Raw genomic sequence first — 13,283 nt, 5'->3', positions numbered from 1 at the left:
TTGATAGGCAGAAGCTGTTGTATCAAAGGTATTTTTGATACAACAGTTGATAAAGTGGAATATATGTATATAAAACTCAGTTAATGATAAATGTAGCAATGATAGTGAGAATGAACAAGAGGAAAGTGATGAAGTATATACAGAAAATACATATCATTGAACTAATTGATATTGGGCATACTTGGATTGATGCACTCGCTCACAGAAACATAACTACTCATACCTACGATGAACAATTAGTGATTAAACTAGTCGAACAAATCAGAAGTGAATTTGTCCCGATATTACACCAATTATATGAGCGATTAAAAAGGAAAGATAGTATATGTTTGGTTTATTGGAAAGAGATCAACAATGTATAATAGCAGCATTAAAACAACACCCCGAGATAGAGCAAGCAATCATTTTTGGTAGCAGAGCAGTAGGAAATTATAAAAAAGGATCTGATATAGATCTAGCTGTAGTTGGAGATCATATCAGTCAATCTACATTATTACAATTACATGACCTATTGGAAGAAAGATATCCACTTCCTTATTTCTTCGATATTGTTCATTATGACCAATTAGAAAATCAACTATTACGAGAGCATATAGACGAATTTGGAAAAGTCATTTACACCTCTAGCTAAATCAATAAGGTTAAATTTAAACCACATTAAACTGTCTCATGAACAGGTTGCAATATAGCTTAAATTGCAAAAAGTATCTGTCATTCAACAAAATGCTTCATTATTTTTACTTAATGACAGATACTATTTTTTACAATCTTGTACTTGTGATTTCATTTTTCTATCATATGGTATCCTGGAACAAAAGAAATTAACATTATCAATATAATTGATTAATAACCCATGTCCGCCGGCAACACCTTCCGCTGACCACTTTCCACTTCAGCAGCACTTCTAATTTCTGGTGTTTCTCCTTCTACTCTCCGAATGTAGTCTAATAATCTCTCACGCAAATATTCTTTGACCTCTCTGTGTGATTTAAGCTCGATTAAATTAGTTAATTCATAAGGATCTGCTTCCAAATCATATAAAAATTCTTCTTGGTATACGGTAACCGGATCGATTGACTTATTGGAAACACTATACTTCCACCTTTGGGTTCTGATTACTCTGCCTACTTGTGATTCACTAATTTGAATATAGACTTCATTTTGCCAATCTGTAGCTTTATTCGTAACTAACGGTAAAAAGGATCTTCCTGACAGTTCTTCTGGTACATCAATACCAGCTGCATCTAATAACGTCGGCGCAAAATCAATTAGAAGTGGCGTGGTTTTTACTCTGATTCAACTACTGTTTTACCAGTTCTATATCTGTAAAGGTTGCCGTAGTATAGTGAATCAACTGGTTAGGGTTTTGTGATCCATCAACTGCAAATCCGATATAAATGTTGTCGGACATATTGATTTGCTGTTGACCGACTTCTACCCAGTTTTCTCCGTCTTCAGATGCATATCCTGTCATCTGATTACCTTCTCGTTCGATTTTTAACCAATAAGGAATATCAGTGTTTAATAGGGACGGAACGCCATTTTCTTCCGGTCTATCGTGTTCACCCGGTGCAATGATATCTGCTCCTTTCTCATCTCTCGATGAAAAATGTATCGCATATAAAGTATCTTGGCGGTCTGCTTTTACAACAGAAGTACTGATCATCGCTGTTTTGGCATTAGGTGATAGTTGATCTCTCACCATTAAACCAGATATCGCATTGTTATTTAATTTGGTTATATCAGAAACTTTTGCGGTTAAAGACCCATCACCTTTCAATTTTTGATAAGTAAATTGAAATTCATCTTTATCTCCGATTATACGACCGGTGCCTTTTACTGTTAGAGCATCATCTTCAAGACTAGCGTTACCTTTAACTGCAACTCCTCCGATGTCTTTCGATTTCCATTCACCAGATTGATTTTTCGTATTAACATAAATGGGAGCAGATGTAGTCTGAGTAGCATTTCCGTCTTTATCGATTGCTTTAGCAGAGACATACCATGTTCCTTCGAGAGCATTTTCCCATGTGAAAGAGAATGACTTTCCTGAACTTTCTCCCATTTTTTCATCATTGCGATAGTATTCTACTTTCTCAATGTCTTTTTTGTTTTCCAGTTTGACGTTAAAAGTGATATCCTTATTTGTCTCATGAATACTATTGACACGAGGAGAAACTAACGCTACATCCGGGTTTCCTGGTTCGTGTTCCATATCTACTAAGGCATTCAGATACAGCTCCAAGTGGGAATATCCAGATTCCGTGATCTCCTTTCCATCCTCTGGATTTTCAGGATCAAGTCCATTTTCAATCTCCCACGCATCCGGTATTCCATCATGGTCACTATCAACTGGTGCTTCTTCTGATTTCATTTCTGGTAAGCCACCTACCTCCCATTCATTGTTAATGATACGACCTGTACCATTTTTGACATCATTAACGATACGTGCATCTACTGGATCTCTTTTCGGCAAAGTTGCACCCGCTCTTTTTAACACAAGCTCATATGCTTCTTCTGCCGGTTTCACATTTAACTCATCCTGATAGGCAACAGGATAAGGTTCGTCTCCAAAGGTAACATCCTCTTTAACATCTTCTATCCCTAAATAATTATCAGCCGTGACAGCTTCATTATGATGCATCACATTACCATCAATATAAAACCAGCCTGGTTCACCATCACGGCCAGGACTGATAATTCGCTGGCTGACATTGTCATAAGTTGACGGCCCCGGCTTATAGTAGTTGTTCATAATGTTATTTCGCTGGTTTTCCCCACCATACATGGAGTTAAATCCCCAATTATAAATGACATTATTAACCAGCTCATCATTGGCTACTGGATGAATCGTATTGCCACTATTACCAAGTGCAGGCGTACGACTGATATGGGTTGCGATTAAATTATTGCTGAATGTCGCATTATGTCCGCCCCAGATTCCACCGTAACCATGTCTGCCTTTCGAATGACCAGAGATTAACAGACTTTCACTTATAATACTCCATTGTACTGTTGTATTTTCATTTCGATATAAAGAAAAAGCCTCATCAATCCCCCAGCTTGCAGAAACATGATCAATAATGGCATTTTTTATATCTCGCCCACCAAATGCATCAAACTCCGTGTGAATATTAGCACTCCCCGGGCGAAATCTCAGATATCTGATAATGAGATTTTCGGAGTTACTAATGTCTGTGCCATAGCCTGCTACGGTAATACCGTCCCCAGGTGCTGTTTGCCCCGCGATCGTCAGGTTTTTTCTGTTAATTCGTAATGGTTGTTCCAAATGAATGGTGCCTGACACACGAAAAACGATTGTACGATTATCGTTACTTACCGCATCTCTGAGTGATCCCTCAATCGGCTCTTCCCCTTCACCATAGTCCTCTGTTGTGGTGACTTCATATACGTCATACCCTCTTCCACCAGATGTATATTTTCCTCCGCCCTCTGCTCCAGGGAAAGCAAGTACCTTCTCGTCCTCAGCTTCTTCTGCTTGTACCATTTCAACTTCCATCAATAGGACCAGTAAGATCATGATGATTGCAATCACCCACATGCGCCTGATCTGCTTCAACTGTTTCATTTCAGTATTCACCTCCATCATTTATTAGTTTAATTTTACCAGTCGCTTCATTACATTTTTTTATGTTTTATTTATAAAACGCTTACAATTTGCTGTTTCTTGTTCTCGATAGTTATTTGGTGACATGCCAGTGAACTTCTTAAAGATTCTCCAAAAATGAACATGGTTGGTGTAGCCAACCTTCCTCGTAATTTGATTGATTTTCATTTTTGTTTCTGTTAGTAGCCTTTTCGCTTCCGTAATACGTACCGCATTCAAGTATTCTGTAAAACTACATCCAATAGATTGTTTAAATAATTTACTTATCGATTGCTCATGGAGAAAAAACGTATCAGCAAGAATGGACAACGTGATATCTTGGTAAAAGCGTTCATTTATATAGGTGATCACATCATCTATTAATGCGTGTTGATGACGATTAGCGGTTGTATGTTCCATGGACGTTTGACTTCGAATCAGACGATCACATTCCATAAGTAGTTGTGACAGAAGTAACTGTAAGTAACGATCACTGTCAGGATTATCGAGAAAATATTCTTCTAACATCTTATCTAATATCGCTTGAAATATGGTAGGATTTTTAACCGAGAGCAGGTGAGGTCCATTGTTAAACAAAGAAGAAAGAAGGGTTTGGTCATTTTCCAATAGAAAACAATCTCGGAAATTCAGGACGATTCGTTGATAGTTATGATCATTAACAATAGTTTTATGTAGGATGTTTTTATTTATCAGCATCAAAGTATCTTTTTTTGCTACATATTTCTCACCATTTATCAAGAAAACTTTCTCCCCTTCAAGCAAATAAAAAATTTCGTAATCCTGATGAAGATGATAATGTTGCATATCACGGCTATTCTCATATCCACGGGAATAATCGATATAAAAAGACCGATTTCGTAAAGACACATTTACCTTCTCTACCAAGACTATCCCTCCTCCATTTTTGTTCCGGAAAGTAAGTTTAGCATATCGAATTCCCCATCATAGGGGAAGTGCAATAATACCTAAGTCTAAGGTATTGAAATCGTGAGTATGACAAAGGAAATATCTCGTTTACCTTCACTTGTAACGGGACATTAAACACTTACTATATTTGCGTATCACATCAATTACGCGGGCTCCTTCCCTTTTTCTCAATTGTGTCGTAACCTGTTTCATCTATTTGCTCAACCGGAACATATTCCCCCTTCGAAAATATACTAATATGAGTTTATTTTTTTGTGATAAGGGGGCGGAAGTATGCCAGCAATAACAGGGGAAGAATACAGAAATCGAATAAAGAAACGACAAGTCGAACTTTGGCACAATGGTGAAATAGTTACTAACATCTTTGAACATCCTTCCTTTAAAGGGGTCATCAATAGTCAGGCCAACCTTTACGATCTACAACATAAAAAAGACATCATGACCTATCCCTCACCTGTAACGGGAAATTTAGTTGGTACCTCTTACTTACAGCCAACCACAACGGAAGATCTTATGAAGCGTAGAAAAATGATTCAACAGTGGGCGAAGGTAAGTGGAGGTATGCTTGGCAGGAGTCCTGATTATATGAATACTGTTTTAATGACTTTTGCTGCTTCGGCTCAACTATTGAATGATAAAGAAAATTGCTTCCCCCAACATTTGATTAATTTTTATGAAAAGGCAAGAGAAGAGGATTTATCTTTTACACATACGTTTATAAATCCACAGGTTAATCGTTCACAACTATACTTTGAGGACTCCAAAGATCCGATCGCAGCGAAAGTCGTAGCAGAAAAAGAAGATGGAATCGTAATAAAAGGGGCTCGCTTACTAGCCACTCAAGGCGGCATCACCGATGAAATTCTTGTATTTTCCCCAGGAGGCATCACTGATCAAGCATTCGCATTTGCATTCTCTATTCCAAGTGATACAAAAGGATTAAAGTTCATTAGCCGCGATTCTTTTGTTGATGGTGATTCAACTTACAATTATCCTCTAAGCTCTCGGTTTGAAGAATCAGATAGTTTGGTGGTATTTGATCATGTAGTCATCCCATGGGAAAGAGTATTCTTTTATAACAATATAGAAGTATCCAACACCTTTAAGAATGCAAGTGCATTTGCTCCCTTTACCTTGCATCAAATAGTTAGCAGACAGGTTATTAAAACAGAATTCATGGTGGGATTGGCAAAGGCTATTGTCAATACGATTAATATTAGTGAATATCCCCATGTTCAAGAAATGATGGCTGAAATGATAACAGCACTAGAAACTATGGAAGCCTTATTAATCAAAGCAGAAGCCAATGCAAAAAGAGACGAATTTGAACTAATGCGTCCAGAACTCACCCCTTTACAAGTAGCGACCTCTACTTTTCAAAAAGTATATGCTCGACTAACGGAGATTGTTCAATTACTAGGATCTAGCGGACTGGTATCTATTCCAACTGAAGCTGATTTTGAGTCCGAGATTAGAGACGACCTAGATCAATATTTGCAAAGTGCCACACTAGAAGCAAAAAATCGTGTCCAATTATTTCGTTTAGCTTGGGATGCCACAATGAGTTCATTTGGCAGTAGACAGACCCAATATGAACGCTTTTTTCTCGGAAGCCCGAATCGATTAGCAAGTGAGCTATACAAACAATATGATTTTACAAAACATACAGACTATATTAACAATTTTTTGACATATGATTAAAGACGGGAGATGAAGGGCTGTTCCCGTCTTTTTTGTACCTTCTAAACCAAACCGTCTATTGAAGGTCTAAAATTGAATGACCAAGTTCATATCAGTTCGTGATTTCTGAACTCTCACTCACCCCCAAAACAAGCTCCTGAAAATACCGAAACGGACCGCTTATCCATAAGTTACGATGGTACACAAAATGAATTTGCCTTTCTAAGTCTGGATTTTCAAATTCAATATAAGCTAAATGATCTTCTTTTTCTATTAATCTTTTCGAAATCAGTGCTACGGTTTTTCCGTAAGACAGCATCTTAATAATCGTCGAAACAGAATCTAGTTGAATCATTTCCATTTGTAACTTTTGCTCTTGCAACCATGACTTGGAGAAATGTCCTGTTGAACTTGATAACCTATGCACGAGCAATGTTTGATGAGATAATTCACTTTCGCCTAAGCCTTCCTTCCCAGCAAAAGGATGCGTCTTGCTAAACGCCAAGACAATTTTGTCACTCGTGATTGGTTCATATACAAGGTCTGGTTCCTTATTTCCCGTTTCCATTACTAACCCACAATCTAGTTCTTGAAATAGTAGTTTTTTTTCTATTTCTGGGGCTGTTTTAACATCTAATGATACCTTGATACGTGGATACCGTTCAGCCAACTGGTGAATTAATTCAGGCATAAAAAGTTGGGCAGGTACACCACTTGCCCCTAGTTTAATAGATCCGTTTTTCCCATTCTTATAATCTTCCACACTTTTTTCTAACGCATCATTGATTTGACTCAATTGCTTGGCATAGTGATAGAGCATCTCTCCCGCATCCGTTAGTCTGTACCCTCCCGCATTGGTGCGAAAAAGCTTAATGCCGTACTCTTCCTCCAATGATTTAATATGGAAAGATACAGTAGGTGTAGATAAACCTAGTAAATTGGCTGTATCTGTCATTTTCCTCGTTTCTACCAATGAGATCAATACATGTAATTTTTGAATATTCACTTTATCCTCCTAAAGTATTTTAGATTTTTTCTAACGATATGTTGATTCTATCAGATTCTTTTTAATTCAATGTTAACAGTTAGTTAATATTCTCTAAACAATTGTTCTCTACACTTAATTGTGAGGAGAAAATGAGGAGAGGATAACATGATTATTCGCTTAAAAGGCATCGAGAAGAAATACGGCAATATACAAGCAGTAAAACCGATTGATTTAACAATAGAAGATACCTTTGTTACGATTCTTGGTCAATCAGGTTGTGGCAAAACAACACTATTAAAAATGTTAGCAGGGCTGACAGAACCTACAGCTGGAGACATCTCTTTCGATGACAAGACCATTTTTTCAAAGTCAAAGAAAATCAATGTACAACCAAACAAGCGCCAAATTGCCATGGTATTTCAAGATTTTGGGCTATGGCCGCACATGACAGTCTTTGAAAATGTCGCATTCGGTCTTCGAGGAAAACTACCCAAACCTGAACGAGCTGATATCGTTCATGATGCCCTGTTAAAAGTAAAACTAGATGCAAAGGCAGCCATGAAACCTGGGGAATTATCAGGAGGACAACAACAGCGTGTTGCATTGGCTCGAGCTATTGCCATTAATCCGAAACTTATCCTTTTCGATGAAGCGCTCAGCGCACTCGATGCAATCTTACGTGAACAGATGCGTGAGGAAATTCTAACCATCGTCCAATCGATTGGTGCACAAGCAATCTTTGTCACGCATGATCAAACAGAAGCAATGGCGATGTCAGACAGCATGATTGTGATGGATACTGGAGAAGTTGTCCAAACAGGTTCACCTGAAGAAATCTATCATACTCCAGCAAATCCATTTGTAGCGAACTTCATTGGCAAGACCAACTGGGTTGAGGATAAAGAGAAAATGATTCGTCCAGAAAATGTTCATCTTTATCCACATACAAATACAACATTAAGATCGGGGGTTGTGAAAAAAAGCACGTATGAAGGTGACCGTTATGTCATCTTTGTCGAGACAAATGGTCAGTTGTGGAAATTTTATGATCATCATCCTCATAAACAAGGCGCTAAAATTAAGCTTTATGTTGAAGAAAATAATATTCATTCTCTAAGAAAACAGGAGGCGTAACCTATGAAAAAATTAAAACGAACTGCGATGGCAGGTATCTTTACTTCCACATTACTTCTAAGTGCTTGTGGAGCTGACTCTGAGGAAGCTTCAGGTGCAGAAAACAACACTTCTACTGATGAAAATACCATTACCGTTTATTCTGCTGGTCCAGGAGGACTTGCAGAAAATATTCAAGAAGCTTTCGAAGAAGAAACAGGTATTAAGGTTGAAATGTTCCAAAGTACTACAGGAAAAATTCTATCTCGTTTAGAAGCAGAAGCAAATAATCCAGTTGCAGATGTTGTTGTACTTGCTTCTGTTCCGTCGATGGAAGGATTAAAATCTGAAGATAAACTACAAGCTTATAAATCGGAAAACGGTGAAAGCACGAACCCTGAATGGAGCGATTCTGATCATTATTATTATGGATACAGTGCTGCTGCTCTTGGTGTTGCTTATAACACGAATCAAGTAAAGTCACTTAATGCTGATTGGGATGAATTTAGTGATCCAGAATGGCAAGGACGTGTCGCAATGCCTGACCCAACTTCTTCCGGTTCTGCTGTCGATTTTCTATTTGGCTTAACGAATCAAAATGATAATGGTTGGGAAACGGTCCAAAGCTGGTTAGACAACGATTTACTCATAGCAGGCGCTAACAAAGAAGCATTAAACTCTGTCATTACAGGGGATAATGATGTCGTTGTTTCAGCAGTAGATTATATGACTTATAAAGCAAAAGACAGTGGTGAACCAGTTGATATTTACTATCCGGAAAGTGGTACAGTTATCAGCCCACGTGCTGCAGGTATACTAGCAGATGCCCACAATGTAGAAGGTGCGCAAGCATATATAGACTTCCTTTTATCTGACACTGCGCAACAATTGGTTGCAGATGCTTATATTTTACCTAGTAATGATGAGATTGAATTGAATAACCGCGCTCCTTTAAGTGATATACCGACACTTCCATTAGACTTGGAAAATATCGAGGAAAAACAGATAGAAACATTAAACAAATTTTCATCAATGAATTAAAACTTCTACGTGATGACGTAAGATAATGGAGGAATACGTATGATTGTACGTAGACATGCCCCTTTTACGGCGTTGTTTATCATACTTACTATCTTAGCTGTAGCACCACTTATTGCGGTGCTCGGCTATACTTTTTTTGAGAATGGCACTTTGTCATTTGACTCATTATTATCCGTTTTACAAAATAATAGCATTGTCCAAACCATGAAAAATTCACTATTACTTGGTGTATATGTTATCGCACTTACTACATGTATAGCACTTCCGCTTGCTATTATCAGAACCAAAACATTTCTGGTCAAAAGTGAATGGTTAGATATCATCTTTATCATTCCTTTTATGACACCACCATATATTGGCTCAATGGGTTGGATTTTGTTTATGCAACACAATGGTTATTATGAGCAAATTTTTGCTACAGAGGCACCATTCACCTTTTTCAGTGTAGCTGGAATGGTCTTTATTATGAGCATGCATCTGTATCCTTTTCTTTATTTAATGCTGAAAAATGCTCTGATGAGAATTGACGGTTCTTTTCAAGATGCAACAATGATTTATGGTGGTAACCCTGTCTTGAACTGGATCCGAGTGATTTTACCATTACTGATTTCAAGCTATGTGATGGCAGCATTACTCGTCTTCATCAAAACATTAGCTGAATTCGGAACACCTGCCACTTTTGGAAAAAGAATTGGCTATGACGTTTTTACAACAGAGATTCATGCCTATTTATCACGCTGGCCGATTAATATATCCGCAGCCACCAGCTTATCTTTACTATTGCTTAGCGTCTGTATGGTGATTTGGTATATCCAAAATGTTATTAGTCGTAAATATACGTATGGCACCCATTCTGGTAAATCAATGAGTTCTAACCAACTGAAAGATTCACTGCTTATTCGGATCTTTTCTAGCGGATATGTTCTTACTATCATCGGACTATCGATTGGAGTACCCTATTTTTCTATCATTGCCACTTCCCTATTAAAAGTTCGCGGAGAGCCGCTTAGTTTAAGTAATGTAACACTCAGTCACTATGCTGAGCTATTCACTGTTGGTTCATCTAGCTTCACAGCGCTTATGAATAGTATTAACTTTGCCTTTGTTGCTTCTACTATAGCCGCTCTTATCGGATTTTGTGCTGCACTATATATTAAAGATGCCAAAAAGAAGTCACAACAGTTCCTTGATTTTACTAGTCTATTGTCCAATATTATTCCTGGTATTGTCTTTGTCGTTGGCCTGATTCTATTCTGGAATGCAGGATGGCTTCCAGCAACCATCTATAATACTAACTGGATGCCAATCATTACTTATATTGTGCTATTTTTACCTTATTCTGTTCAATATACGAAATCAGCATTGTCCCAGCTTCATCCATCTATTCACCATTCCAATGCAGTGTTCGCTCACAACTACTGGATGATTTTATTAAAAGTATGGTTACCGCTATTGGGACAAGGGATATTAGCTGGATGGATGATGACATTTATTATTTCGATGCGTGAATTAGTTGGTTCTTTACTTATTCTCCCTCCATCAGTGGAAACTAGTGCCACCTTTATTTATAGCCAATTTGAACAAGGTGATGTATCAAAAGGAATGGCAATGGCAGTAATCACGGTATTATTAACGGTGCTTTGCATTTTTCTCATTGAACTCTTACAACGAAAGGCGTTACACACAAACTAATGATAGATGTGACCGTGCTTGGAGGAGTACGAGAATATGGTCGAAACTGCTTTTTAGTGACAGACCAAGCAACCAACACACGCATTATGCTCGATTGCGGCGTAAGAAATGGAAACCCAGAAGTATATCCAGTCATTACAGAAGAAATAGCACAATCGATGCAAGCAGTATTTATCTCTCACATTCATAACGATCACATTGGTGCACTACCCTTATTAGCGGAAAAGGGCTTCCAGGGTGACGTATGGATGAGTGAAACCAGTCTACAGCAAATGCAAAACATCATACCAAAATGGCAAACTACATCACTAGATGCTTTGCGTTTTCGCTCTTTTGACAAACATACAAGAGGGAAGCTGATTACTTTATCAGAAAATCTTTCATTTATTTGGGGTTATAGTGGGCACATGCTCGGAAGTGTATGGTACAGCCTTTATATAAATGAGCGATCTATCTTTTTTTCCGGGGATATCGCACTTTCTTCCCCGCTATTAGTAACAGATACACCTGCTATGCTTTCTTATGATGTCGCATTGATAGATAGTGGGCATGCTGCTCAAACCATGCCTTATGAGAAAAGTATCCACAATATCTTGTCGATACTAAAAGATCCATCTGAAAGCTATCTGATTCCGATTACAATCTCTGGAAAAGCCTGTGATCTCTTATTTTTGCTCTTTCATGCACTTCCTGATAGAAACTTTGTGATCGATCATGGATTAATGGAGCATTTACAGTGTTATCTCAAAAATCCTGATAACATACGTAAAGAAAAAATCAATGAATTAGATGCACTGATGCAAAGTGAGCGTGTAACCATCTATGAGGGAAAAAAAGAAATGGGGATCTATCTATTATTAGATAAAGCAGCTGGCTTTCATGAAATAAAAACTGCTGTTTATCAGGATGAAAAATCACCTTTTTATAAATCACATCCTGATCGTAAAGACTTAAAAGAATTAGTGAGAACAATCGATGCAAAAAAATATATTTTTTTCCATAGTGAGAGAAATGATTTGAACATCATTCTAGATGGGTTACGATCCGTAAATTATATCCTTGATAACCTTATTCAATAAAGTGAGACTTTAATCAGTGGATATTTCAACCCCTACTGCTTATTAGCGAAACTTTGCGGGGTGTTAGCATCTGTTATCCCCCACTTTAACTTCCTTGAGCTTAAAGTGGGGGCTTACAAACGTTAACAGATAGGAGGTAATTGGGGATCAAATAGAGTTCGAATCTATCAATTATAATCTGTCTAGTTTAGTCTAGCAGTTACAAATGTATTTTCTTTCCATGGTATAATCTCATTTTGTTTTTACTCACGACCAAATGCTTTCGTTTCAATATTCTTCTCTTCAAGAAACTTTTCTATTTCCTTTTGTACTCTCCCAGATACCTTATTGATGTTATCTGGAAATAAATTAAAAAATAAGCGAAGTGTCAACGCGTTTATTGATACGGTTCAGTCAAAGTAATTCATTTTTTCATTATCATTGGAAAGGTTCACGATAAAATTGTTATCATGGAGTGAAGATTACATTAATAGAACGGTCAGCACCGTGATAGAAAACAAAATTCTCTCTGAGCAATGAATTAAAAAGGAGGATAACTTGATGAGCAAAGTATCGTTACAAGAGCTAGTCGATGTATTGGAGTTTAACTCTGACGAAATGGGATTTTTCGTCAACAAATCGAGTGGGAATGTTGTTTCTGTACTAAACGAATTTTTCCGTAAAGCTGAAAATATCGAGGAATATGATGATTTACCTGAATGGCATCAAGAACAAATCGAACTCGCCATCGATATTTTAGAAGATGAAGAGGATAAGTATATAGCTTTACCTTCCTCATTTGAAATCGATGAATACGAGATGATTGAAAATTTCTGTTTGCAAGTTAAAGATTCCCAAAAACGAGAAGTATTACTAGATAAGATTAAAGGTCGTGGTGCATTTCGCCGATTTAAAGATACTATCTCAGCATTTGGCTTATCTCAAGAATGGTATGATTACCGTAGTCAGTGTTATAAGGAATACGCAATTGAATTTTGTGATAGGTTTGATATTGATTATAAGGATTGAGGAAGGTATAAAATTGATGGTATACAATTCCTAACTTTTCCCGATGGATATCGCTAAATAGAAGCTATCTATCATCCCCTACTGCAATCATTACGGACATTTAGTACGCTATTCCTCCTAATGTTTG

Annotated in this window: 12 protein-coding genes; 8 read left to right on the top strand and 4 right to left on the bottom strand. The window is 37.4% G+C overall.

The features are described from left to right. Positions 1-83 precede the first annotated feature (83 nt). Together J5J03_RS00515 and J5J03_RS00510 are read left to right on the top strand one after the other, a co-directional pair. Positions 84-362, top strand: coding sequence for a nucleotidyltransferase substrate binding protein (locus J5J03_RS00515; RefSeq protein WP_331460394.1), 279 nt, complete (start codon positions 84-86; stop codon positions 360-362). Then, positions 326-631, top strand: a complete 306-nt coding sequence (locus tag J5J03_RS00510; protein ID WP_208585593.1) for a nucleotidyltransferase domain-containing protein — start codon at positions 326-328, stop codon at positions 629-631. Before J5J03_RS00515 ends, J5J03_RS00510 begins: the two co-directional genes overlap by 37 nt. Positions 632-843: 212 nt before the next feature. Here the strand turns inward: J5J03_RS00510 and J5J03_RS00505 are convergent, their stop codons facing one another. Genes J5J03_RS00505 through J5J03_RS00495 form a run of 3 tightly spaced genes read right to left on the bottom strand, consistent with a single transcriptional unit; the run spans position 844 to position 4,513 of the window. Continuing rightward, positions 844-1,269 (bottom strand): sulfatase/phosphatase domain-containing protein, encoded by a 426-nt coding sequence (locus J5J03_RS00505; protein ID WP_331460395.1) that lies wholly within the window; start codon positions 1,267-1,269, stop codon positions 844-846. 31 nt (positions 1,270-1,300) lie between these two features. Beyond that, on the bottom strand, positions 1,301-3,589 hold the full coding sequence (locus J5J03_RS00500; RefSeq protein ID WP_208585592.1) for an Ig-like domain-containing protein: 2,289 nt from the start codon (positions 3,587-3,589) through the stop codon (positions 1,301-1,303). Between the two features lie 60 nt (positions 3,590-3,649). Further along, positions 3,650-4,513, bottom strand: a complete 864-nt coding sequence (locus J5J03_RS00495; protein WP_208585591.1) for a helix-turn-helix transcriptional regulator — start codon at positions 4,511-4,513, stop codon at positions 3,650-3,652. A 315-nt stretch (positions 4,514-4,828) separates the two neighbouring features. On the opposite strand from J5J03_RS00495, the gene hpaB reads away from it, so the two are divergent. Beyond that, positions 4,829-6,256, top strand: a complete 1,428-nt coding sequence (gene hpaB / locus J5J03_RS00490) for a 4-hydroxyphenylacetate 3-monooxygenase, oxygenase component (protein WP_208585590.1) — start codon at positions 4,829-4,831, stop codon at positions 6,254-6,256. 91 nt (positions 6,257-6,347) lie between these two features. Here the strand turns inward: hpaB and J5J03_RS00485 are convergent, their stop codons facing one another. Beyond that, positions 6,348-7,241 (bottom strand): LysR family transcriptional regulator, encoded by an 894-nt coding sequence (locus tag J5J03_RS00485; protein ID WP_208585589.1) that lies wholly within the window; start codon positions 7,239-7,241, stop codon positions 6,348-6,350. A 147-nt stretch (positions 7,242-7,388) separates the two neighbouring features. Here J5J03_RS00485 and J5J03_RS00480 point away from each other — a divergent pair, with 147 nt between their 5' ends. From J5J03_RS00480 to J5J03_RS00460, 5 genes are all read left to right on the top strand, one after another. Next, the gene (locus J5J03_RS00480; RefSeq protein ID WP_208585588.1) at positions 7,389-8,357 is read left to right on the top strand and encodes an ABC transporter ATP-binding protein; all 969 of its coding nucleotides are present in this window, start codon (positions 7,389-7,391) and stop codon (positions 8,355-8,357) included. Between the two features lie 3 nt (positions 8,358-8,360). After that, positions 8,361-9,377 carry an ABC transporter substrate-binding protein gene (locus J5J03_RS00475; protein WP_208585587.1) on the top strand — a complete coding sequence of 339 codons (1,017 nt, stop codon included), beginning with the start codon at positions 8,361-8,363 and terminating at the stop codon, positions 9,375-9,377. A 39-nt stretch (positions 9,378-9,416) separates the two neighbouring features. Then, positions 9,417-11,069, top strand: coding sequence for an ABC transporter permease (locus J5J03_RS00470; protein WP_208585586.1), 1,653 nt, complete (start codon positions 9,417-9,419; stop codon positions 11,067-11,069). Further along, positions 11,069-12,148: an MBL fold metallo-hydrolase gene (locus J5J03_RS00465; protein ID WP_208585585.1), complete on the top strand. Its 1,080-nt coding sequence runs from the start codon at positions 11,069-11,071 to the stop codon at positions 12,146-12,148. The genes J5J03_RS00470 and J5J03_RS00465 overlap by 1 nt, the downstream gene beginning before the upstream one ends. A 540-nt stretch (positions 12,149-12,688) precedes the next feature. Continuing rightward, positions 12,689-13,156, top strand: coding sequence for a UPF0158 family protein (locus J5J03_RS00460; RefSeq protein WP_208585584.1), 468 nt, complete (start codon positions 12,689-12,691; stop codon positions 13,154-13,156). Positions 13,157-13,283: the final 127 nt, after the last annotated feature.

The sequence above is a fragment of the Gracilibacillus suaedae genome (assembly GCF_017599345.1).
In the GTDB taxonomy this organism is placed as follows: domain Bacteria; phylum Bacillota; class Bacilli; order Bacillales; family Amphibacillaceae; genus Gracilibacillus; species Gracilibacillus suaedae.
The sequence above is the reverse complement of the archived record's forward strand: the minus strand, read 5'-3'. Positions and strand labels throughout refer to the sequence as shown.

Bases quoted from the DNA above. Each gene is read 5' to 3' on its own strand.
- J5J03_RS00515 (WP_331460394.1), top strand. From the start codon at position 84: ATGATAAATGTAGCAATGATAGTGAGAATGAACAAGAGGAAAGTGATG.
- J5J03_RS00510 (WP_208585593.1), top strand. From the start codon at position 326: ATGTTTGGTTTATTGGAAAGAGATCAACAATGTATAATAGCAGCATTA.
- J5J03_RS00500 (WP_208585592.1), bottom strand. From the start codon at position 3,589: ATGAAACAGTTGAAGCAGATCAGGCGCATGTGGGTGATTGCAATCATC.
- hpaB (WP_208585590.1), top strand. From the start codon at position 4,829: ATGCCAGCAATAACAGGGGAAGAATACAGAAATCGAATAAAGAAACGA.
- J5J03_RS00480 (WP_208585588.1), top strand. From the start codon at position 7,389: ATGATTATTCGCTTAAAAGGCATCGAGAAGAAATACGGCAATATACAA.
- J5J03_RS00475 (WP_208585587.1), top strand. From the start codon at position 8,361: ATGAAAAAATTAAAACGAACTGCGATGGCAGGTATCTTTACTTCCACA.
- J5J03_RS00470 (WP_208585586.1), top strand. From the start codon at position 9,417: ATGATTGTACGTAGACATGCCCCTTTTACGGCGTTGTTTATCATACTT.
- J5J03_RS00465 (WP_208585585.1), top strand. From the start codon at position 11,069: ATGATAGATGTGACCGTGCTTGGAGGAGTACGAGAATATGGTCGAAAC.
- J5J03_RS00460 (WP_208585584.1), top strand. From the start codon at position 12,689: ATGAGCAAAGTATCGTTACAAGAGCTAGTCGATGTATTGGAGTTTAAC.